This is a genomic window from Actinoplanes sp. SE50/110 (genome assembly GCF_900119315.1).
In the GTDB taxonomy this organism is placed as follows: Bacteria; Actinomycetota; Actinomycetes; order Mycobacteriales; family Micromonosporaceae; genus Actinoplanes.
The window spans coordinates 8,082,817-8,103,760 of the sequence record NZ_LT827010.1 but is presented as its reverse complement, the minus strand read 5'-3'; the positions used below and the strand labels follow the sequence as shown (position 1 = coordinate 8,103,760).

The following is a 20,944-nucleotide window of genomic DNA, read 5'->3' as shown; positions in this document are numbered from 1 at the left end:
CGTGTACCGGCAACACCCCTACCTGGTACGTCGGGCCGGCAGGGGGCATGATTTCGTCGCAGACGCAGGCGACATGGTCGCCGATCGAGGGACGGGAGAGGCCGTGGCGCAGCACAGGCTCGGATTCTGGCAGCGTTTCGCGGTGATGCTGGTGGTCCCCGTCATGACCGTCTGGACGAAGCGGACCTGGCTGAGGATGGACCGCATCCCGCAGGCGGGCGGGGTGATCCTGGTCCCCAACCACGTCTCGCACTTCGACCCGCTGGTCGTGGCGCACTACATCTACAAGGCCGGGCGCTGGCCCCGGTTCCTCGGCAAGGCCAGCCTGTGGCGGGTCCCGATCGTGGGACCACTGTTGGTCAAGACCAAGCAGGTCCCGGTCGAACGAGGCAGTGTGGAGGCGGTGAAATCCCTGGAGTCGCTGGTCGACGCGCTCACCGACGGCGGCGCCGTGGTCATCTATCCGGAGGGCACCACGACCCGCGAGCCCGACCTGTGGCCGATGCGCGGCAAGACCGGCGCGGCCCGGCTGGCGCTGCTCACCGGCGCCCCGGTGGTGCCGATCGCGAACTGGGGAGCGCAGCGCGTCTTCGACCCGCGCACCAACAAGCTCAAGCTGACCCGGGCCGGGGTCACCGTCACCACCGGCGACCCGATCGACCTGAGCCGGTGGGCCGGCGCCGAGCCGACCCGCGCGGTCCTCGACGAGATGACCGACCACATCATGCTCGGCATCCGTGATCTGCTGGGCACGATCCGCGACGGCGAGGCGCCGGCGCTCTACGACCGGCCCGCTCGGCGGGTCACGAAATCGGAGGACGCGTGATGAGGGCCGCCGTCATCGGATCCGGAGCCTGGGGCACCGCGTTCGCCAAGGTGCTGGGCGAGGCCGGCTCCGAGGTGACCATGTGGGCCCGGCGCGGGTCGGTGGCCGCCGAGATCCGGGACGAGCACGGCAACGAGGGCTCGCTGCCCGGCGTCCGGTTGTCGAAGCGGATCACCGCGACCACCGATCTGGCCGAGGCGGTCGACGGCGCCGAGCTGATCGCGATCGCGGTGCCGTCCCAGACGCTGCGCGGCAACCTCGCCGACTGGGCCGGCTACTTCCCCGGCGACGCCACCGTCGTGTCCCTGATGAAGGGCATCGAGCTGGGCACGCTCAAGCGGATGAGCGAGGTGATCGTGGAGACCGCGGGCGTGCCGGCCGAGCGCGTGGTGGTGGTCTCCGGGCCGAACGTGGCCCCCGAGATCGCCGCCGGGCAGCCCACCGCGACCGTGGTGGCCGGCGCCGACGAGGACCGCGCCAAGCAGGTGCAGCACGCCCTGGCCACGCCGTATTTCCGGCCGTACACCAGCGACGACGTGATCGGCTGCGAGCTCGGCGGGGCGACCAAGAACGTGATCGCCCTGGCCTACGGGATGGCGATCTCGATCGGCCTCGGTGACAACACCCGGGCCTCGTTGATCACCCGTGGTCTCGCCGAGACCGCGCGGCTCGGGGTGGCCCTCGGGGCCGACCCGCTCACCTTCGCCGGCCTGGCCGGGCTCGGCGACCTGGTCGCCTCCTGCTCGTCCCCGCTGGCCCGCAATCGGATGTTCGGCGAGCACCTGGGCCGGGGCGAGAGCCTGGAGCAGGCGCAGATCGCCACCCGGCAGACCGCCGAGGGGGTGAAGAGCTGCCTGTCCATCCGCGACCTGGCCCGCTCGCACGGGGTCGAGATGCCCATCGTCGAGCAGGTCGAGCGGGTCTGTCACGAGGGCGCCGACCCGCGGGTCGCGGTGAAACTGCTGATGACACGAGAGATGAAACCCGAGTGAGCTACTCCGACGGCACCCGCTCCGTCCACGCCGGCCTGCCCGCGCCCGAGGTGGGGCAGCCGTTCCTGCCCGGGCCGGTCTTCGCGGCGCCCTACCACCTGGACCCGGTCACCGGGCCGGGTCGCCACGGGTATGCGCGCACCGAGCAGCCGACCAGACAGGCCCTGGAGGCCGCGATCGGCGAGTTGGAGGGCGGTCCGGCACTGGCCTTCGCCAGCGGCCAGGCGGCCATCACGGCGGCGCTGCTGGCGGTGCTGAAAGCCGGCGACCGGGTGGCGCTTCCCGGCGACGGCTATTTCCCGGTCCGCGCGTTCGCCCACGGCGCCCTGACCGACCTGGGCGTGACGAGTGTGCTGGTGCCCACCGCCGGGCCGTACCCGGACTTCACCGGTCTGCGGCTGGTGATGCTGGAGACGCCGGCCAACCCGGGCCTGGACGTCGCCGACATCCGGGCGGTGGCCGCCGCCGCGCACGCGGCCGGCGCGCTGCTCGCGGTCGACAACACCGCCGCCACCCCGCTCGGGCAGAACCCGCTGGCCCTCGGCGCCGACCTGGTCGTGGCGTCCGGCACCAAGGCCCTGACCGGCCACTCCGACCTGCTGCTCGGCTACGTCGCGGCGACCGACCGCGAGCTGCTGGCCAAGGTCGAGACGTGGCGGAAACTGACCGGTGGCGTGCCCGGCGCGTTCGACTGCTGGCTGGCCCACCGGTCGATCGCCACGATGGACCTGCGGCTGGCCCGGCAGAGCGAGAACGCCGCCGCGGTCGCCGATCTGCTGGTGAGCCGCTCCGAGGTGACCGGGGTGCGCTGGCCCGGCCTCCCGAGCGATCCGTCGTACGCGGTGGCCAGTGTCCAGATGCGCCGGGTGCCCGGCATCGTCTCGTTCGACCTGGGCAGCGCCGAGCGGGTGGCCCGGTTCCTGTCGGCGGCGAAACTGGTCTTCGCGGCCACCTCGTTCGGCGGCGTGCACACCACGGCCGACCGGCGCGCCCAGTTCGGCGACGACACCCCGCCGGGCTTCGTCCGCTTCTCCTGCGGCATCGAGGACACCGCCGACCTGATCGCCGACGTCACCCAGGCGCTGGACGCCGCACGGTGACCGCCTGGCGCAGTTTCAGCGGCGACGAGGTGGCCGCGCTGACCCGGGGGGAGAGCTTCTTCGCGGCGCCGGGCGAGCGGGACTGCCCGGCCTGCGGCGGCCCGCACCTGCGGGCGTACTTCACCGCGCCGGCGAACGCCCGGCGTCCCACCCTGGTCAGCTACGTCTGGTGCACCGGCTGCGGCAGGTTCGTCGGCACCCGCGCGCGACACCCGGCGGGCCTGGTCTTCTCCGACCCGCTCGCGGCGCTGCCCGCCGGGGAACGCCGCGAGCTGGAACGCAGCCTGACGGGCTTCCTGGCCCACCTGGACACGCTGTGGGACTCGGGCGCCCTGCCGCAGACCTTCGCGGCCTGACGACGGGTGCGGCGCGACGTACGCCGCGATCGTCCTGATCGCTGCCGGGGTTCGCCGTCAACGGGCGACGAAGTCGTGCAGCCACTCCTGGGCGACCGGTTGGCCCGGGGCGACGCCGATCCGGCGCAGGGCCTCACCCGGACGGATGCCGAGCAGCGCCAGGGTCATGGTGGCGAGCAGGGTCGTGCGGCCGAGTTCGGCGCTCGACTGGGTGACCACGAAACGACCGGAACGGACCTCCCGGGCGAGCCGGGTGGCCAGCGCGACCATCTCGGTGGCCTCGCGGCGCGGAGCCGTCTCGTCCGGATCGGGGTAGTCGATCAGCTCGATCCCGACGCCGGCCGTCGCGGGCGGACGGTGCCGCGCGGTACAGACCAGGATGTGCACGCCGGCCCGGGCCAGAGCGGCGAGTTCCGGCGGTGACCACGGGGTGTCACCGGGGTGTGCCATGGTGGCCAATTGCCCCGGCCCCGGCCCGGCGATCACGTGGAGTGCTGGTCCCATGAACTGTTCGTCTCCCCCTGCCTCGGCAGCGGCCGCCGCGATCCCACATCTGGCTTACGCAGAGTAGGGTCACCCCCGGCATGCCCGCTAGCGAGAGGCGCAGAGAAGAGTGACAACCCCCCGGAAGACCCGTGTCGCGATCGTGTTCGGCGGACGCAGCACTGAGCACGCCATTTCCTGCGTGAGCGCGGGTGCCATCCTGGGTGCGCTCGACCCCGATCAGTACGAGACCGTCCCGGTCGGAATCACCCGGGAGGGTCGCTGGGTGCTCGCCGCCGGAGATCCGGCGCAGCTCGCCATCGCCGGTGAGCGGCTGCCCGAGATCACCGCCGGCTCGGGCAGCGCGGTGGTGCTTCCCGCCGACCCGACCGCCGCCGAGCTGATCGTGCGCGACCCGGCCGACGGCGTCGCCGAGCTCGCCGAGCTCGCCGGGGTCGATGTGGTCTTCCCGGTGCTGCACGGGGCGTACGGGGAGGACGGCACCATCCAGGGCATGCTGGAGATGGCCGGGATTCCGTACGTGGGGGCCAACGTCTTCGCCTCGGCCGCCGCCATGGACAAGGAGTTCACCAAGAAGCTGGCCGCCGCCGAGGGCATCCCGGTCGGGCCGTACGCGGTGCTCCGGGCCGGCATGTCGCTCACCGAGGCGGACAAGGAGCGGCTCGGGCTGCCGGTGTTCGTGAAGCCGTCGCGGGCCGGGTCGTCGACCGGCATCACCAAGGTCACCGACTGGGCCGACCTGGACGCGGCGATCACCAAGGCCCGTGAGATCGACCCCAAGGTGCTCGTCGAGGCGGCGATCGTCGGCAGCGAGATCGAGTGCGGCGTGCTGGAGGGTGAGTTCGGCGGGCCGCCGCAGGCGTCGCTGCTCGCCGAGATCCACATGGACGGCGCCGACTGGTACGACTTCGCGACGAAATACCTGGTGGGAAGCCGCTACACGATCCCGGCCGCGCTGCCGCACGATCTGACCCGGCAGGTCCAGGAGTACGCGCTGCGCACCTTCACCGCGCTGGACTGCGCCGGCCTGGCCCGGGTCGACTTCTTCGTCACCGCGGCCGGCGAGGTCTACCTCAACGAGATCAACACGATGCCGGGGATGACGCCGACCTCGATGTTCCCGCAGATGTGGGCGGCCACCGGCCTGGAGTACCCGAAGGTGGTCGACCGGCTGATCCGCACCGCCCTGCGACGCGGCACCGGCCTGCACTAACGGCCCGGGTCGCACCCGTTCGGCACGCCGGCGGTGATCGACTTGTCGGTCTTCAGCACGATGTCGGAGAACTCGTTGGCCCACTGGGCCCGCTTGTCGTACGTCGCCGGCACGGTCACCTGCACCGGGACCTCTCGGTCCATCGTGGTGAAGACGGTCTTGCCGGCGCCCTCGGTGTAATACCAGCAGACCTGGTCCATCAGCAGAAGGTCGGCGACCAGCGGCACGCACGTGCCGGAGGTGTCGTCGGCCTTCTCGCACATCCAGGGCCGGGTGACCCCGCAGGCCACGGTGATCGCGGGCTCGCCGTACGCCGCGTTCTGCTCCGGGCCGGCGCTGACCTTGCGGGCCGGCAGGTTCCGGATCCGGGCCGGCAGCTGCGAGGTGACCGCCAGGCACACCTGGGCGGCCCGGGCGTCCAGCTCGGGCGCGTCGACCCGGACCGGGGTGGTGGGCACCACGGCCGGGCCGCTCGCCGACGGCGCCGGGTCGGCCGCCGGCGTCGTCGACCTACTGATCTGCAGGTAGGCGACGAGCCCCACGATCAGGACCACCGGCACCGCGATCGCGGTCGCCCAGATGGCGGCGACCCGGGTGGTGTTGTCCGGCGTGCTGTCGTCCGGTTTCGCGGGGGTGTCGACGTCGACCATGGTTCAGAGGTTTACCACGGAGCACGTGAGGGTCCGGGTGATACCCGGCACGTACTGGACCTTGCTCACAATCAGGGTGCCCAATTCGTCCACGTTGTGCGCCTCGGTCAGTACGACCACGTCGTACGGGCCGGTGACCGCGTCGACTCGGACCACCCCCGGGATTTTCTCGATCGCCGCGGCCACGTCACGGGCCTTACCGACCTCGGTTTGAATGAGGATGTATGCCTGGACCACGATCGACTCCTATCCGCCACCGTCGGTGATCCCCGAAAAGTGAAACTACCGTACGAAGCGGCCCGGCAGCGGGACGCCACCATCGAAGGACGTGCCCGTGAGCATCGCAGAGTCCGGTGAATTCGGACTAATTGGTCGAATTGTGTCGCGACTCGACGCCGGTTCGGCCACCCTGCTCGGTCCCGGCGACGACGCGGCGGTGGTGCGCGCGGCCGACAGCCGGGTGGTGGCCTCCACCGACGTGCTCGTCGAGGGACGGCACTTCCGCCGCGACTGGTGCGGCCCGCAGGACGTCGGGCATCGCGCCGCCGCGGCCAACCTGGCCGACATCGCCGCGATGGGCGCCACCCCGACCGCGCTGCTGGTCGCGCTCTGCGTGCCGGCCGGCCTGGACGCCGGCTGGGCCGAGGGCCTGGCCGACGGGCTCACCGCCGAGGCGGCGCTCTGCGGGGCGGCCGTGGTCGGCGGCGACATGTCGGCCAGCCCCACACTCACCGTCGCGGTCACCGCGCTGGGCGACCTCGGCGGGCTCGACCCGGTCCGCCGCTCCGGCGCCCAGCCCGGCGACATCCTCGCCCTGTCCGGGCGGATCGGCTACGCGGCGGCCGGTTACACCGTGCTGTCCCGCGGCTTCCGGACCCCGAAGATGCTGGTCGAGGCGTACCGCCGGCCGGCCGTGCGGTACGCCGCCGGCCCCGAGGCGGCCCGGCTCGGCGCCACCTCGATGATCGACGTCTCGGACGGCCTGCTGCAGGACGCCGGGCACCTGGCCGACGCCAGTGTGGTGGCGATCGACATCCGGTCGGACGCCTTCGAGGTGCCCGATCAGATGCGGGACGCGGCCAAGGCGCTGGGGGTGGACCCCTACCAGTGGATCCTGGCCGGTGGCGACGATCATCCCCTGGCCGCGACCTTCCCGGCGGGGACCCGGCTGCCCGAGGGGTGGCGGGAGATCGGCTCGGTGCACGACGGATCCGGCGTCACCGTCGACCGCAAGCCGTGGTCCGGGCCGCTGGGCTGGGATCACTTTCGTTAGTCGGCGCCGTCGCTGATTACGCTGGCGGCGTGGTGCAGATCAAGATCAGGACGGCTCGGTTCGACGAGCCGGAGGTGGTGGAACTGGTCGCGGAGAACATGCGCGACCTCGCCGAGCGGTATGGCGGCACGGGCGACGACACGCCGATCCGGGCGGCCGACTTCCTTGCGCCGGACGGTGCGTTCCTCGTGGCCGTCCGGGCCGACGACGGTGCCCTGGTGGGCAGCGCCGGGTGGCGGCGGCACGGAACGGACGCCGAGCTCAAGCGGATGTTCACCCGGGCCGCGGCGCGCGGGCTCGGGGTGGCCCGGCGGATGCTGGCGGCGATCGAGGAGTCGGCCCGGGAGGCCGGCTGCGAACGGGTGATCCTGGAGACCGGGGACCGGCAGCCGGAGGCGATCGCGCTGTACGAGTCGGCCGGATACGTGCGGATCGAGGACTTCGGCTACTACAAGGGGCACGAGGGCGTGCTCTCGTACGGCAAGAAGATCTAGAAAGGAAAAACCCGCCGAGTCGGTGACTCGGCGGGTTTCCACACGATGGAGCTCAGGCGCGGGCAACCTTGCCGGCCTTGATGCACGAGGTGCACACGTTGAGCTTCTTGGTCGTCCCGCCACCGGCCGGAGTGCGCACCGACTGGATGTTCGGGTTCCAGCGGCGGTTGGTCCGCCGGTGCGAGAAGGACACGTTGTGGCCGAAGCCCGGTCCCTTGCCACAGACGTCGCACACGCTAGCCACGGGATACTCCTGGGTTTGAAACGAAGACTGAGAAGCGCCCAGGAATACTCGCCCAGGCAACCCGGCGAGCTTACCCGATGCTGCCGGGTGACAGCCAATCGCCCCCGGTCAGGGTGCGTACCCAGCGATTGTCAGAGGTGGTTAGTACGATTTTCGCGTGCTGGAGACCCTCGATGCCGCCGCCGTGCACCGCTGGTGCGACGGTGGGCTGGAGGCGCTCCGGGCCCACCAGCGCGAGATCGACGAGCTGAACGTCTACCCGGTGCCCGACGGGGACACCGGCACCAACCTGGTGCTCACCCTCACCGCCGCACGGGAGGCGGTCGAGTCCGCCCTGCACGAGGAGCCGCGTACGCCGATCGGCCGGCTGATGGGCCGGATGGCGCGCGGCGCGCTGCTCGGGGCCCGGGGCAACTCCGGGGTGATCGTGTCGCAGATCCTGCGCGGCATGGCCGACGCGTTCGCCAGCGCGGTCGCCGTCCGCGGCGCCGAGCTGGCGCACGCGCTGCGGCAGGCCAGCGAGGCGGCTTACGCGGCGGTGGCCCGCCCGGTGGAGGGCACCGTGCTCTCGGTCGTCGCGGCCGCCGCCGAGGGCGCCGGGCGGATCGGGTCGGACAGTCTGATCACCGTCGCCCGGGCGGCCGCGCGGGCGGCCGCCGAGGCGCTCGATCGGACGCCGCAGCAGCTTCCCGAGCTGGCCCGGGCGGGCGTGGTGGACGCCGGTGGGCGCGGCCTGTGCGTGCTGCTGGACGCCCTGGTGGACACGGTGGCGGAGACGGCGTTCTCACCCTCGCCGCCGCCGGTTCCGCTGCCGGCCGCCCCGGTCGTCGAGGACCACTGCGAGGGCCACGGCTACGAGGTCCAGTATCTGCTGGAGGCGCCCCCCGAGGCGGTGGAGCGACTGCGCGGTGCCCTGGCCGGGCTGGGCGACTCGCTGGTCGTGGTCGGCGATCCGCCCACGTGGAACGTGCACGTCCACGTCCCCGCCGAGGCGATCGGCCCGGCGCTGGAGGCGGGTGTCGAGGCGGGCCGGCCGTACCGGATCAGTGTCACCCCGCTGGCCGGGAAGCGGCCCGGCGCCGAGTCGCGCGGCGCGGTGGTCGTCGCCGCCGGCGACGGCCTGACCGCGCTCTTCGAGGCCGAGGGCGCGGTGGTGGTCGGCCGCAACCCGTCCACCGCCGAGATGCTGGCCGCGGTGCGCGCCTGTGCCGCCGCCGCCGTGGTGCTGCTGCCCAACGACGCGAACACGCTCGCCGTGGCCACCGCCGCGGCCCGCGAGGCGGAGGCCACCGGGCTGCGGGTCAGCGTGGTGCCGACCCGCTCGCCGGTGCAGGCGCTGGCCGCCCTCGCGGTGCGTGACCACTCCCGCCCGTTCGCCGACGACGTGATCGCGATGGCCGAGGCGGCCGGCGCCTGCCGCTACGGCGAGGTCTGCACCGCCCAGCGCGACGCCCTGACGGTGGCCGGCCCGTGCCGCGCCGGCGACCTGCTCGGCCTGGTCGACGGCGAGGTGCACGTGATCGGCGCCGATCTGACCGACGTCAGTCACCGCCTGCTCGACCGGATGCTGGGCGGCGGCGGCGAGCTGGTCACCCTGGTCCTCGGCGCGGACGCGCCGGCCGAGCTGGCGGACGACCTGCGGGGCCACGTGCACCGCATCTGGCCGTTCATCGAGCTGCAGTGCTACGCCGGCGGCCAGCCCCGCTACCACCTGCTGGCAGGAGTGGAATGACCACGACCGACACCCCGCTGACCAAGGTGCTGGGGGCCAAGACGGCGAAGGCGCTGGCCGAGCACCTGGAGCTGCACACGGCCGGCGATCTGATCTACCACTTCCCCCGGCGGTACGACGAGCGCGGCGAGCACACCGACCTGCGGCAGCTGGAGGTCGGCGAGCAGGTCACCGTGCTGGCCCAGGTGCAGGGGATCGGCGTCAAACCGATGCGCCAGCGCAAGGGCAACATGCTGGAGGTGACCATCGGTGACGGCTCCGGGGCCACCCTGACCTGTACATTCTTCAACCAGGCGTGGCGTGAGCGGGAGCTGACCCGGGGCCGCTGGGGGCTGTTCGCCGGCAAGGTCACCGAGTTCCGCGGCAAGCGGCAGCTCAACGGCCCGGCCTATCAGCTGCTCAAGGTGGACGCCACGCAGGACGAGGCGGCCGAGGAGATCGAGGAGTTCGCCGGCGCGCTGATCCCGGTCTATCCGGCCGCCCAGGCGGTGCCCACCTGGGTGCTCGCCAAGTGCGTGCGCACCCTGCTGGACACCTTCGAGCCGCCGCCCGACCCGATGCCCGCCGAGGTCCGGGCGGCGCGCAATCTGGTCGGCATCGGCACCGCCCTGCGGGAGATCCACCGGCCCAGTTCGGACGCCGCGCTCTACTCGGCGAAACACCGCCTGAAGTGGGACGAGGCGTTCGCGGTTCAGCTCACCCTGGCCCAGCGGCGGGCTCGCGCGGCGGCGGCTCCGGGCACGGCCCGGCCGCGCCGCCCCGGTGGTCTGCTGGACAGGTTCGACGCCGATCTGCCGTACGAGTTGACCGACGGCCAGCGATCGGTGGGGGAGGAGATCGCCGCCGATCTGGCCCGGGCGCACCCGATGCACCGGCTGCTGCAGGGCGAGGTGGGTTCGGGCAAGACGCTGGTCTCGGTGCGGGCGATGCTGCAGGTGGTCGACGCCGGTGGGCAGGCCGCCCTGCTGGCACCCACCGAGGTGCTCGCCACCCAGCACTTCCGCGGGATCGGTGCGCAGCTGGGCGCGCTGGGCCGGGCCGGTGAGCTCGACGGTGACCCGGAGGGTACGCAGCTCACCCTGGTGACCGGTTCGCTGGGGGCGGCGGCCCGGCGGGCGGCGCTGGCCAAGGTGGCGGACGGGAGCGCCGGGATCGTGGTCGGCACCCACGCCCTGCTCTACGAGGGGGTCGACTTCCGGGATCTCGGGCTGATCGTGGTCGACGAGCAGCACCGGTTCGGCGTCGAGCAGCGGGACGCGCTGCGCGCCAAGGCCGCCCGGCCGCCGCACGTGCTGGTGATGACCGCCACGCCGATTCCGCGGACGGTGGCCATGACCGTCTACGGCGACCTGGAGACGTCGGTGCTCTCCCAGCTGCCGCGCGGCCGGTCGCCGATCGCCTCGCACGTGGTGCCCGCCCTGGAGAAACCGGCCTACCTCGACCGGGCCTGGAAACGGGTGCGGGAGGAGGTCGCGGCCGGTCATCAGGCGTACGTGGTGTGTCCCCGGATCGGCGAGGGTCCCGAGGACGAGTCGCCTCCGTCGGACGACGAGCCGGCCCGGCGTCCGCCGCTCGCGGTGACCGAGGTGCTGCCGGCGCTGCGGGACATGTATCTCCAGGGTCTGCGGATCGAGATGCTGCACGGCAAGATGCCGCCCGAGGAGAAGGACGCGGTGATGCGCCGGTTCGCCGCCGGCGACGTGGACGTGCTGGTCGCCACCACGGTCATCGAGGTCGGCGTGGACGTGCCGAACAGCACCGTCATGATCATCATGGATGCCGACCGGTTCGGCGTCTCCCAGCTGCACCAGCTGCGCGGCCGGGTGGGCCGGGGCTCGGCGCCGGGCGTCTGCCTGCTGCACACCGAGGCGGTGGAGGGTTCCGCGGCCCGCGAGCGGCTGGATGCGGTGGCCGCCACCACGGACGGCTTCAAACTCTCCGAGATCGACCTGGAGCAGCGCCGCGAGGGGGACGTGCTGGGCGCGTCCCAGTCCGGCAAGCACTCGCATCTGCGGCTGCTGTCGCTGCTCCGGGACGAGAAACTGATCAAGGAGGCCCGGGTCGAGGCGGCCGGGCTGGTCGGCGACGACCCGGACCTCACCCGCTACCCGGCGCTGGCCGCGTCGGTCGCCGCGTTGGTCGACGAGGACCGCGCCGAGTATCTGGAGAAGGGATGATCGTTCACCTCTGCCCCCGGTCGGTCTGGGAGTCGGTTGCCGACAGTTACGCCGGCGACACCCTGGAGTCCGAGGGCTTCATCCACTGCTCCGACCCGGAGTGGGTGCACGTGCCGGCGACGCTGCGCTTCCGCGGCCGCACCGACCTGGTGCTGCTGGAGATCGACCCGGCGCGGGTGGACGTGCCGGTGATCTGGGAGGAGGGCGTCCCGCCGGGGCCGGACGGGCGGCTCTTCCCGCACATCTACGGGCCGTTGCCGGTCACCGCGGTGGTCGCGGTCCGCGACTTCCCGCCGCTGCCGGACGGCAGCTTCGCGCCCCTGCGACCCTGAACCCGCCCCGGCCGGCGCCGACCACCGGATCCGGAAACGGCGAGAGCGCGCCGGCCGATCGGCCGACGCGCTCTCTGGAGTGCGCTGTGCGTTCCGCTGTCAGGCGGTGAACCTCACCGGTGTCAGGCGGTGAACTTCACCTTGCGGCGACGGGCGATGAAGAACGCCACCACGCCGCCACCGACCAGCAGCGCCGCGATGCCCGCGATGCTGCCGGCGGCCGCACCGGTCACCGGCAGGGACGGGCCACCGCTGGGGCTGGGCGACGGCGTACCGACCGCGCCGCACTTGATGTCCTTGACCGCGACCTTGAGCGGTTCCATCTTGATGCCGGCGAAGTCCACCAGGGCGAACTTGACGTCGGTCAGCTTGAAGGTCGCCTTCTCCTCGGAGTCGGCCTTGACCGTGACGGTCTTGGTCTGGTCGCCGTAGGTCACCTTGGCGGTCACCGGGGTGACGTCCTTCGGGTTGTCGATCACGACGGTCACGTTGGTGCAGTCGTTCTGGATGGTGACGGCCGGCAGCGGGCAGTCCTCGGGACGGCTCCAGCTGTAGGTCTTCTCCTCCAGCCCGGGGGCGCTGACGGTCACGTCACCGGCGCCGGCCGGAACCTTGACGGCCTCGGACTTGCCCGCGGCCACCGTGACGGTCTTGGTCTCGCCACCGAACTTGACGGTGAAGGTCACGTCGTACTTGCCGAGCTTGCCGTTGTTGGTGAGGTTGACGGTCAGCTCACCGGTGCAGTCGGAGACCGGGGCGACGGCCGGGGTGGTGCAGGCCTTGGAGCCGCCGTTGTACCAGCCCTGCGGGCCCTTGGACCGGCCACCGAGGCCGCTGCCGCTGCCCAGCTTGCGGTCGCCGTACCGGGCGCCGTTCTGGGTCATCGGGTTGATGATGTCCTTCTCGGCACCGAAGAACAGGTCGACCTGGGTGTTGCAGTCCGGGGCCGCGACGTCGAGCGTGGCGGTGCGGTGCTGGTCGGTGATCGTGTCCGAGGCGTGCTCGTACTCGTACTGCGGCCAGTTGTCGCCGTCCTTGTCGCTCGCCTTCGGCGCGAAGTACGAGACCAGGGTGACCGGCTCGTCGTTGCAGAGCTTCGAGTCGTCGTCGAGCTTGACGACGGCCTTCCACTTGCCGTCGACCAGCGCGAAGGTGTGGTGGAACCGGGTGGCGGTGGCCTCACAGACCGGCGCCGGCGGGGTGCAGTCCTGCTTCAGCTGCACGTTGGCCGTGTTGTTCGGCGACGACTCGGTGAAGTTGTCCGTCGGCCACGTCGCGGTGAAGGACAGCTGCACCTCGGTGCCGCCGTCGAACACCTGCGTGAAGACGGCCTGGCCGTTCGCGTTGTTCTGCCGGCGGGGCAGCACGTAGCCCTCGGTGAGCTCGTGCCCGTTCGCGTCGACGGGCTTGGTCGCGCCGGCGGGGATCTTGAGGTCGTTGACCGTCGCGTCGGTGCCGAAGTCGTTGGTGAGGGTCCAGGTGACGACGTTCTTGCCGTCCGAGCCGCACGTGGCGGAACCGGTGACCCAGGCGTCGTGGGCACTGGCGGGTGCGGCCATGGCCGCGACGCCCGTCAGGCCGATGACCGCGCCCGCGAGGAGGCTAGCGGTGCGGCGAAGCGATGACTTGATTTTCACGCCTTCTCCTGCGGAGGGGAACAGGGGGGACTCACAGGAAGAGAAACGGAGACCGCTGTGGATGGGCAGCCGGTCTGCGACGACACCTCCCCGCGCCGTCGTGTCGGCGGCGTACCGACGACACAGCGGCGTTGACCTTAGCCAGGTCCCGGCGCCGGGGAAATAGTTAAGGCCTTTCCAAGGGTCTTGATACGCATTCGAGATCTTCAGTCGACGGTCCGGAATCCCGTCGATGCGCAGCGTGCTCATACAAGCCCGCAATTACGGTGAAATCGCGCGGCGGGGAGCAATGCCCGAGCGCGGCCGCCGACGGTTCATAGTGGGCGGCGAGAGTGGAGCGTGGGAGAGTTCCGCGTGGGCCCGTATCGCCCTGGCGTAGCGTCCTGGTGTGCTTCTCAGGAACTTCGGCGGGCGCGGATGACCAGGATCATCGCGGGTGACCATGGCGGCCGGCGGCTGCAGACCCTGTCCGGTGCGCAGACCAGGCCCACATCGGACCGGGTCCGGGAGGCTTTCTTCAGTGCTCTGGACACCATGACGGATCTGTCCGGAGCGCGGTTCGCCGACCTCTATGCCGGATCCGGCGCGGTCGGCCTGGAAGCGCTGTCCCGCGGTGCCGAACACGTCCTTCTGGTCGAATCGGACAGCAAGGCGGCCCGGGTCGTCCGGGACAACGTGGTGGCCCTCAAGGTCGGCCCGGCCGCGCGCCTGGTCACCGGAAAGGTGCTGCAGGTGCTCGCCGATCGCCCGGACGGGGGGCCGTACGACGTGGTCTTCGCCGACCCGCCGTACGCGGTGGGTAACGACGAGATGGACACAGTGCAACGAGCGTTGCTGGCCGGCGGCTGGCTGGCGCCGGACGCCGTGGTGGTGTTCGAGCGCTCCACCCGTACCGAGCCGCTGAGCTGGGTGGACGGCCTCACCGGCGACCGCACCCGGCGCTATGGCGAGACCACACTTTGGTACGGTCGCCGATCATGAGACGAGCGGTGTGTCCCGGCTCCTTCGACCCGGTCACCAATGGGCACCTCGACATCATCGGGCGGGCCAGCCGGCTCTTCGACGAGGTGATCGTCGGAGTGCTGATCAACCAGTCGAAGTCCGGACTCTTCCCGGTCGAGGAGCGCCTCGAACTGCTCAGCGAGGTGACCGCGGCGTACGACAACGTCCGGGTGATGTCCTTCCACGGGCTGCTCGTCGACTTCTGCCGGGACCAGGGCGCCGCCGTGGTGGTCAAGGGCATCCGCGCGGTCAGCGACTTCGACTACGAGTTGCAGATGGCGCAGATGAACATCGGGCTCTCCGGTGTGGAGACGCTGTTCATGCCCACCAATCCGCTGTACTCGTTCCTATCGTCCAGCCTGGTCAAAGACGTGGTCAAGTGGGGTGGCGACGCCTCGGCGTACCTTCCCGACCCGGTGCTGGCCCGGCTGGTCAACCGGCTGAAGCAGAATTAGAGAGACCCGGGCCGCGTCCGGCGTGCCGGAACCCGGCCCGGCGGCGGCACAGTAACGTGATCGCACCACGCTGGGTGGCGGTTCGACGACGGGAGTGAGGCACCGGTGGATCCGCTCGACCGTATCGACGAGCTCATCGAGCACGTCCAGGACGCGCGTTCCGTGCCGATGTCGCGGACGAACTTCATGTTCGACCGCGGCGAGATGATCGAAAGGCTCGAGGAGCTGCGCGCCGAGCTCCCCTCCGAGTTGCGCAAGGCGGCCGCGGTCCTGGACGAGCGGGACCGGATCGTCGAGGCCGGCCGGCGCGAGGCCGACCGGATCATCAGCGAGGGCGAGGCCGAGCACGCCCGCCTGGTGTCGGTGAACGAGATCACCGTGTCCGCCGAGCACGAGGGCGCCCGGATCATCGCCGAGGCGCGCACCGAGGCGCAGCGGCTGCGTGAGGAGGTCGACGACTACGTCGACACCGCGCTGGCCAACTTCGAGCAGTTCCTGACCAGGGCGCTGGCATCGATCGAGCGGGGCCGTGACAAGATGCACGCGCTCCGGGAAATCGGAACATTCCAGGGTGAGGACGCTGAACGCCCTCTCCCGTTTTGACAGCCCGATTCGACGACGTCCGGCAAGCTCAGGTAATGTTTTCGGTCGGCCTACCCATGGCTGAGGATCAAGATGCCCAAGTCACCGCAGAGTCACCTGGATCCCAGGAAGCCGCTGGTCGTCGACACGACGAAGCTACCGCGGCAACCTGGTGCGACGCGTGCCCTGAAACAGGTGGTTCCGGCACCGGCGGACCTCGGCCTGGAGTTGATCTCGGTCCCTGAGGGTTCCGACCTCGAGCTCGATCTGAGCATGACGTCGGTCTCCGAGGGGGTCTACGTCAGCGGTGCCGTGCGGGGCTCGCTCAACGGCGAGTGCGGCCGGTGCCTCAACGAGATCGACAGGTCCTTCGAGGTGACCATCGGGGAGATGTTCGCGTACGCGGACAGCACCACCGAGGAGACCACCGACGAGGACGAGGTCGGCCGGATGCAGGGCGACCTGATCGACCTGGAGCCGGCGGTACGGGACGCGGTGGTGCTGACCCTGCCGACCAATCCGCTCTGCCGGCCGGACTGCCCAGGGCTGTGCCCCGAGTGCGGGGTGCACTTCGACGACCTTCCCGCTGATCACAGTCACGAGGAAGTCGACCCCCGCTGGGCCGCTTTGCGCAATCTATCGAGTAACGAGGAGTAGGAACCGTGGCCGTCCCCAAGCGCAAGATGTCGCGCAGCAACACCCGCTCGCGCCGGGCGAACTGGAAGGCGACCGCGGTCTCGACCGTGGCGTGCCCCCAGTGCAAGTCGCCGAAGCTGCCGCACACCGCCTGCTCGGTCTGCGGCACCTACAACGGCCGTCAGGTCCTCGAGGTCTGACGTCGCCGAGTGACTCGCCCGATCATCGGGCGGCTCGTACCTGAGCAGTGGCGTTCCACCGGTGCCCCGGTTCCCGCACGGGAGCGGGGCACCGCGCGGATCGCCGTCGACCTCCTCGGCGGGGACCATGCTCCCGCCGTCGTGGTTGACGGCGCTCTGCGTGCCGTCACGGACGACCCGTCCCTGCACCTGACCCTCGTCGGCCCGGCCGAAGCCGCCGACGCGGTGCTCGCCGCCCTGCATCCGGCGCAGCGCCATCGCATCACCGCCGTGCCCGCCGGCACCGCCGCCGAAGCGGTCGCCGCCGGCCTGGCCGACGCCCTGGTCTCCGCGGGCGACACCGGCCAGACCGTGCTCGCCGCGGCACGCGCCCTGGGCCGCCGACCCGGAGTCCGCCGCCCTCCGCTCGCCGCCGTGCTGCCCACCGCCGCCGGCCGCCTCGTGCTGCTCGACGTCGGCTCGACCGTCGACCCGGACGAGCACACCCTGGTCATGCACGCCCGGCTCGGCGCCGCCTACGCCGCCGCGGTGCACGACGTCCCCGAGCCGCGGGTCGGCCTGCTCACCATCGGCACCGAACACGGCAAGGGCGACCGGCTGCGCCGGACCGTCGCGCCGCTGCTGGAGGAACTGCCGCTGCGCTACGCCGGCCTGGTCGAGGGCGGCGACGTCGTGCACGGCTTCGCCGCCGACGTCGTGGTCACCGACGGTTTCACCGGCAACATCCTGCTGAAAGCCCTGGAAGCGGCGCACGCCGGAAAACGATCCGACGAGGTGCGTGCGGCCGTACTGCTGGGTGTCCGCGGCATCGTGGTCGTCTGCCACGGCGCCGCCACCGGCCCGGACCTCGCCCAGGGCATTGCCTTCGCCGCCGACCTGCACCGCCGAGACGCCAACGCCGCAATGATGTCGTACAACGAGGTATCGCATGAATGACAAGCGCCGCCGTCCCCCCACCCTGCCCCTGGAAGAAGCCTTCGGCGTCCCGTTCGAGGCCGACCTGCTGGAACGCGCGCTGACCCACCGCTCGTACGCGTACGAGAACGGCGGGCTGCCCACCAACGAGCGCCTGGAGTTCCTCGGCGACTCGGTGCTCGGCGTGGTGATCACGTCGGCGCTCTTCCACAACCACCCCGACCTGCCCGAGGGTCAGCTCGCCAAGCTGCGGGCCAGCGTGGTCAACATGCACGCGCTCGCCGACGTGGCCCGCGGACTCGGCGACGGCGGCCTCGGCCCGCACCTGCTGCTCGGCAAGGGTGAGGAGACCACCGGCGGCCGGGACAAGGCGAGCATCCTGGCCGACACGCTGGAGGCGCTGCTCGGCGCGATCTACCTGGAGCACGGCCTGGAGACGGCCGGCGAGGTGATCCACCGGCTGTTCGACCCGCTGATGGCCGAATCGGCCGGCCGGGGCGCCGCGCTCGACTGGAAGACCAGCCTGCAGGAGCTGACCGCGGCCCTCGGGCTGGGCGTGCCCGACTACGTGATCGAGGACTCCGGGCCGGACCACGCCAAGACGTTCACCGCCTGGGTGGTGGTCGCCGGGGTCCGCTACGGCGGATCCGACGGGCGCAGCAAGAAGCAGGCCGAGCAGCGGGCCGCCGCGGCCGCCTGGCGAATGCTCACCGAGCGGAGCGAAGCAGATGGCGACGACAAGCCCGAGTAAGGCGGCGCCGGCCGTGACGGACACCCCGGAGCCGCCCGCCGCCCCGCAGACCCTGTGGGAGAAGGCCGGCGGCGGTCCCGGGGTCGCCGTCGCGGTCGGGCTGCTCGCGCTGACCCGGGTCGGCCAGCTCCTGATGATCTGGTGGCTGGGCGGCGCGTCGACGTCGCACGGCGGGGTGTGGCAGCGGTTGCTGGTCTGGGACGGCGGCTGGTTCCTGCGGGTGGCGAACAACGGTTACCCGCACGGCTACACCTACGACGAGAACCACGTGCTGCAGGCGAACGAGCTCGCGTTCTTCCCGCTGTACCCGTCACTGATCCGCGCGGTGTCGGCGCTCGGCGTGGCGCCCGGCACGGCCGCGGTCGCGGTGGCCTGGCTCGCCTCGATCGGCGCAGCGGTCGCGCTGCACCTGCTCGGCACCACGCTGTACGGCAAGCGGGCCGGGTGGGCGCTGGTGGCGATCTGCTGTTCGGCACCGGTGTCGGTGGTGCTGTCCATGGCGTACTCGGAAAGCCTGTTCCTGGCCCTCGTCGCCGGCATGCTGGCCGCCGCGCACCGCCGCGCCTGGCTGCCGGCCGCCGTACTCGGCCTCGGCGCCGCCCTGACCCGCCCGACCGGTGCCGCCGCCGCGATCGCCCTGGCGGTCGCCGCCGTGATGGCCCTCCGTGACGAACCCAACAGGATCAAACCGCTGGCGGCGGCCGCGACCGCGCTGGCCGGTGTCCCCCTGTTCCTGGGCTGGGTCGGCTGGCGGGTCGGCGACTGGACCGCCTGGTTCAAGATCCAGACGGCGGGGTGGGGCACGTCCTTCGACTACGGCCGCAGCACGGTCCGCTTCCTGCACGACACGTTCACCAGCGGCGACGGCTGGGTGCAGGTCAGTGTCGGCCTGATCCTGCTCGTCGCCCTGGCCGCCGCCGGCGTCGCCCTGGCCCAGAAACCGTGGCCGCCACTCGCGGTCTACGGCGTCGTCGCGATGATCCTCGTCTACGGCCAGGCCGGCTTCTACCACTCCAAGCCCCGCCTGCTGCTGCCCGTACTGTTGACCCTGCTGCCCGCAGTCCTCGCCGCCGCCCGCGCCCGCCCCCGGGTCGCGATCCTGTCGATCACCGCCTGGGCCGCCTTCGGCCTCTGGTACGGCGCCTACCTGATCACCGTCTGGCCCTACACGATGTGACGGCCGCACGCCCCGCCCCCTATGCCATGTGAGGACCCCCGTTGCCTGAGCTACCCGAGGTCGAAACCGTCCGGATGGGCCTGGCCAAGTGGGTGACCGGCCGCACCGTCTCGGCGGTCGAGGTGCACCACCCCCGGGCGATCCGCCGGCACCTGCCCGGCGACACCCACTTCATCGCCATGCTGACCGGCCGCACCATCCTGGACGTCGCCCGCCGGGGCAAATACCTGTGGCTGCCGCTGGACTCCGGCGACGCGATCATCGCCCACCTGGGGATGAGCGGCCAACTCCTGATGCAGCCCGGCACCGCCGACGACGAGAAACACCTGCGGGTCCGGTTCCGCTTCACCGACGACGGCCCCGAGCTGCGCTTCGTCGACCAGCGCACGTTCGGCGGCCTGTCCGTCTCGGAGGGCGGCGCCGACCTGCCCGCCGAGATCTCGCACATCGCCCGCGACCCGATCGACCCGCTCTTCGACGACGACGCCTTCTCCGCCCGCCTCCGCGGCCGGCACACCGAGGTCAAACGCGCCCTCCTCGACCAGTCCCTGATCTCCGGCGTCGGCAACATCTACGCCGACGAGGCCCTCTGGCGCGCCCGGCTGCACGGCACCCGGCCCACCGACAAACTGAGCAGACCGGCCGTCGCCCGCCTGCTGCAGCACGTCCGCGACGTTCTCGGCGAAGCCATCGTGGCCGGCGGGACGAGCTTCGACGAGCTGTACGTCAACGTGAACGGGGAGAGCGGCTACTTCGACCGCTCGCTCAACGCCTACGGCCGCGAGGGCGAACCCTGCAAACGCTGCGGGGCGATCATGCGACGGGAGAGCTTCATGAACCGTTCCTCGTTCAGCTGCCCCCGCTGCCAGCCCAAACCCCGCCTGACACACGCCGCCTGACGCGAGCTGCCTGAACCCGGCTGCCTGACCCTGGGCTGCCTGGCCCGCGCCGCGCCGCTGACGGGTGCCGCGCCAGTAACGGGTGCCGCGCCAGTAACGGAAGCCGCGCCAGTAACGGGCGCCGCGCCGGTGAGGCGCGGCGCCGGATGGGCCGGGGCGGGCGGGTTACCCGCGTACCGCGGATCAGTCGGCGCTGTGGGCGCCGCCGCCGGGAGCGCCGGCCGGGCTCAGGTCCGGGCCGGCGTCGGTGGCCAGACCGAAGCCGGCGCCGCGGCGACCCATCAGCCGGCGTGCCGCGGTGAGCAGCCCGGCCGGGACGCCGTGGACGATGTGCCCGTCGCCCGGTCGGGTGCCGTCGCCGTCCCAGCTCTGGTAGGCCGACCAGGGACCCTCGAAGGTGCAGATCCGGACACCGAGGTCGCGGTAGAGGGGGTGGGTCGGCACGCCCGGGTTCAGCACCACCCGGTGCAGGCCGCGGCGGGCGGCGAGGCGGACGGTGAGGGCCACCGGGCCGACGCCGCCGGAGCCGGCCGGGGCGCGGTCCAGGAACAGGCCCTCGACGCCGTCGGCCCGCCAGGCGTCCACGTCGGACAGGACGTCGGCCAGCGAGCGGCTGCCCCAGTCCAGGTCGATCCGGCCCAGCGACTGGTGCAGGGTGCGCCGGTCGCCGGGATGTTCCCGGACGATCCAGGTGTCGGCGTCGAGTTGCAGCTCGGGGCCGGGATGGGCGTACGCGGGGAACAGGGTCTTCACGGAGTCCTCCGGAGGTCGGCGGCGGTCATCGAGGCGGCGGCCGG

At 71.9% G+C, this 20,944-nt stretch carries 25 protein-coding genes; 19 read left to right on the top strand and 6 right to left on the bottom strand.

What is annotated here, in order from left to right; all coding sequences use genetic code 11:
• Window positions 1–103 precede the first annotated feature (103 nt).
• The 4 genes from ACSP50_RS36135 to ACSP50_RS36120 are packed head-to-tail and all read left to right on the top strand — an operon-like array spanning window position 104 to window position 3,274.
• Window positions 104–826, top strand: a complete 723-nt coding sequence (locus tag ACSP50_RS36135) for a 1-acyl-sn-glycerol-3-phosphate acyltransferase (RefSeq protein ID WP_014694281.1) — start codon at window positions 104–106, stop codon at window positions 824–826.
• A complete protein-coding gene (locus tag ACSP50_RS36130; protein ID WP_014694280.1) occupies window positions 826–1,818 on the top strand; it encodes an NAD(P)H-dependent glycerol-3-phosphate dehydrogenase in 993 nt (330 codons plus the stop codon). Before ACSP50_RS36135 ends, ACSP50_RS36130 begins: the two co-directional genes overlap by 1 nt.
• On the top strand, window positions 1,815–2,918 hold the full coding sequence (locus ACSP50_RS36125; RefSeq protein ID WP_014694279.1) for a cystathionine gamma-lyase: 1,104 nt from the start codon (window positions 1,815–1,817) through the stop codon (window positions 2,916–2,918). The genes ACSP50_RS36130 and ACSP50_RS36125 overlap by 4 nt, the downstream gene beginning before the upstream one ends.
• Window positions 2,915–3,274: a hypothetical protein gene (locus ACSP50_RS36120; RefSeq protein ID WP_014694278.1), complete on the top strand. Its 360-nt coding sequence runs from the start codon at window positions 2,915–2,917 to the stop codon at window positions 3,272–3,274. Before ACSP50_RS36125 ends, ACSP50_RS36120 begins: the two co-directional genes overlap by 4 nt.
• A 57-nt stretch (window positions 3,275–3,331) precedes the next feature.
• Here the strand turns inward: ACSP50_RS36120 and ACSP50_RS36115 are convergent, their stop codons facing one another.
• Window positions 3,332–3,778, bottom strand: a complete 447-nt coding sequence (locus ACSP50_RS36115; RefSeq protein WP_014694277.1) for a hypothetical protein — start codon at window positions 3,776–3,778, stop codon at window positions 3,332–3,334.
• Between the two features lie 109 nt (window positions 3,779–3,887).
• On the opposite strand from ACSP50_RS36115, the gene ACSP50_RS36110 reads away from it, so the two are divergent.
• Window positions 3,888–4,991: a D-alanine--D-alanine ligase family protein gene (locus ACSP50_RS36110; protein ID WP_014694276.1), complete on the top strand. Its 1,104-nt coding sequence runs from the start codon at window positions 3,888–3,890 to the stop codon at window positions 4,989–4,991.
• On the opposite strand, the gene ACSP50_RS36105 is transcribed toward ACSP50_RS36110, so the two are convergent.
• Together ACSP50_RS36105 and ACSP50_RS36100 are read right to left on the bottom strand one after the other, a co-directional pair.
• Window positions 4,988–5,641, bottom strand: coding sequence for a DUF3515 family protein (locus ACSP50_RS36105; protein ID WP_014694275.1), 654 nt, complete (start codon window positions 5,639–5,641; stop codon window positions 4,988–4,990). The genes ACSP50_RS36110 and ACSP50_RS36105 overlap by 4 nt on opposite strands.
• Window positions 5,642–5,644: 3 nt before the next feature.
• Window positions 5,645–5,878 carry an Lrp/AsnC family transcriptional regulator gene (locus ACSP50_RS36100; RefSeq protein ID WP_014694274.1) on the bottom strand — a complete coding sequence of 78 codons (234 nt, stop codon included), beginning with the start codon at window positions 5,876–5,878 and terminating at the stop codon, window positions 5,645–5,647.
• A gap of 97 nt (window positions 5,879–5,975) precedes the next feature.
• Here ACSP50_RS36100 and ACSP50_RS36095 point away from each other — a divergent pair, with 97 nt between their 5' ends.
• Both ACSP50_RS36095 and ACSP50_RS36090 read left to right on the top strand, forming a co-directional pair.
• Window positions 5,976–6,914, top strand: a complete 939-nt coding sequence (locus tag ACSP50_RS36095) for a thiamine-phosphate kinase (RefSeq protein WP_014694273.1) — start codon at window positions 5,976–5,978, stop codon at window positions 6,912–6,914.
• A 29-nt stretch (window positions 6,915–6,943) separates the two neighbouring features.
• On the top strand, window positions 6,944–7,408 hold the full coding sequence (locus ACSP50_RS36090; RefSeq protein WP_043512859.1) for a GNAT family N-acetyltransferase: 465 nt from the start codon (window positions 6,944–6,946) through the stop codon (window positions 7,406–7,408).
• 52 nt (window positions 7,409–7,460) lie between these two features.
• Here ACSP50_RS36090 and rpmB read toward each other — a convergent pair whose 3' ends face one another.
• Complete coding sequence (gene rpmB / locus ACSP50_RS36085) at window positions 7,461–7,652, bottom strand: 50S ribosomal protein L28 (RefSeq protein WP_014694271.1); 192 nt, start codon at window positions 7,650–7,652, stop codon at window positions 7,461–7,463.
• Between the two features lie 157 nt (window positions 7,653–7,809).
• On the opposite strand from rpmB, the gene ACSP50_RS36080 reads away from it, so the two are divergent.
• Genes ACSP50_RS36080 through ACSP50_RS36070 form a run of 3 tightly spaced genes read left to right on the top strand, consistent with a single transcriptional unit; the run spans window position 7,810 to window position 11,893 of the window.
• Window positions 7,810–9,384: a DAK2 domain-containing protein gene (locus ACSP50_RS36080; protein WP_014694270.1), complete on the top strand. Its 1,575-nt coding sequence runs from the start codon at window positions 7,810–7,812 to the stop codon at window positions 9,382–9,384.
• A complete protein-coding gene (recG, locus tag ACSP50_RS36075; protein WP_014694269.1) occupies window positions 9,381–11,561 on the top strand; it encodes an ATP-dependent DNA helicase RecG in 2,181 nt (726 codons plus the stop codon). Before ACSP50_RS36080 ends, recG begins: the two co-directional genes overlap by 4 nt.
• On the top strand, window positions 11,558–11,893 hold the full coding sequence (locus ACSP50_RS36070) for a DUF952 domain-containing protein (protein ID WP_014694268.1): 336 nt from the start codon (window positions 11,558–11,560) through the stop codon (window positions 11,891–11,893). The genes recG and ACSP50_RS36070 overlap by 4 nt, the downstream gene beginning before the upstream one ends.
• A 122-nt stretch (window positions 11,894–12,015) precedes the next feature.
• Here ACSP50_RS36070 and ACSP50_RS36065 read toward each other — a convergent pair whose 3' ends face one another.
• Complete coding sequence (locus tag ACSP50_RS36065) at window positions 12,016–13,530, bottom strand: hypothetical protein (protein WP_014694267.1); 1,515 nt, start codon at window positions 13,528–13,530, stop codon at window positions 12,016–12,018.
• A gap of 417 nt (window positions 13,531–13,947) precedes the next feature.
• Between ACSP50_RS36065 and rsmD the strand changes: the two genes are divergently transcribed.
• The 9 genes from rsmD to mutM all read left to right on the top strand — a co-directional run bounded on the left by rsmD (window position 13,948) and on the right by mutM (window position 20,147).
• Window positions 13,948–14,511, top strand: a complete 564-nt coding sequence (gene rsmD, locus ACSP50_RS36060) for a 16S rRNA (guanine(966)-N(2))-methyltransferase RsmD (RefSeq protein WP_014694266.1) — start codon at window positions 13,948–13,950, stop codon at window positions 14,509–14,511.
• Window positions 14,508–14,987 (top strand): pantetheine-phosphate adenylyltransferase, encoded by a 480-nt coding sequence (gene coaD / locus ACSP50_RS36055; protein ID WP_014694265.1) that lies wholly within the window; start codon window positions 14,508–14,510, stop codon window positions 14,985–14,987. Before rsmD ends, coaD begins: the two co-directional genes overlap by 4 nt.
• A 105-nt stretch (window positions 14,988–15,092) precedes the next feature.
• Window positions 15,093–15,590, top strand: a complete 498-nt coding sequence (locus ACSP50_RS36050) for a hypothetical protein (protein ID WP_014694264.1) — start codon at window positions 15,093–15,095, stop codon at window positions 15,588–15,590.
• A 72-nt stretch (window positions 15,591–15,662) separates the two neighbouring features.
• Window positions 15,663–16,226, top strand: a complete 564-nt coding sequence (locus tag ACSP50_RS36045; RefSeq protein WP_014694263.1) for a DUF177 domain-containing protein — start codon at window positions 15,663–15,665, stop codon at window positions 16,224–16,226.
• A 5-nt stretch (window positions 16,227–16,231) separates the two neighbouring features.
• On the top strand, window positions 16,232–16,405 hold the full coding sequence (gene rpmF / locus ACSP50_RS36040) for a 50S ribosomal protein L32 (protein ID WP_014694262.1): 174 nt from the start codon (window positions 16,232–16,234) through the stop codon (window positions 16,403–16,405).
• A 24-nt stretch (window positions 16,406–16,429) separates the two neighbouring features.
• The gene (locus ACSP50_RS36035) at window positions 16,430–17,341 is read left to right on the top strand and encodes a phosphate acyltransferase PlsX (protein WP_369793976.1); all 912 of its coding nucleotides are present in this window, start codon (window positions 16,430–16,432) and stop codon (window positions 17,339–17,341) included.
• Window positions 17,334–18,071, top strand: a complete 738-nt coding sequence (gene rnc / locus ACSP50_RS36030; protein ID WP_014694260.1) for a ribonuclease III — start codon at window positions 17,334–17,336, stop codon at window positions 18,069–18,071. Before ACSP50_RS36035 ends, rnc begins: the two co-directional genes overlap by 8 nt.
• Window positions 18,049–19,248: a mannosyltransferase family protein gene (locus ACSP50_RS36025; RefSeq protein ID WP_014694259.1), complete on the top strand. Its 1,200-nt coding sequence runs from the start codon at window positions 18,049–18,051 to the stop codon at window positions 19,246–19,248. The genes rnc and ACSP50_RS36025 overlap by 23 nt, the downstream gene beginning before the upstream one ends.
• Window positions 19,249–19,289: 41 nt before the next feature.
• Window positions 19,290–20,147: a bifunctional DNA-formamidopyrimidine glycosylase/DNA-(apurinic or apyrimidinic site) lyase gene (gene mutM / locus ACSP50_RS36020; RefSeq protein WP_014694258.1), complete on the top strand. Its 858-nt coding sequence runs from the start codon at window positions 19,290–19,292 to the stop codon at window positions 20,145–20,147.
• A gap of 183 nt (window positions 20,148–20,330) precedes the next feature.
• Here mutM and ACSP50_RS36015 read toward each other — a convergent pair whose 3' ends face one another.
• Window positions 20,331–20,900 (bottom strand): spherulation-specific family 4 protein, encoded by a 570-nt coding sequence (locus ACSP50_RS36015; RefSeq protein ID WP_014694257.1) that lies wholly within the window; start codon window positions 20,898–20,900, stop codon window positions 20,331–20,333.
• Window positions 20,901–20,944 lie beyond the last annotated feature (44 nt).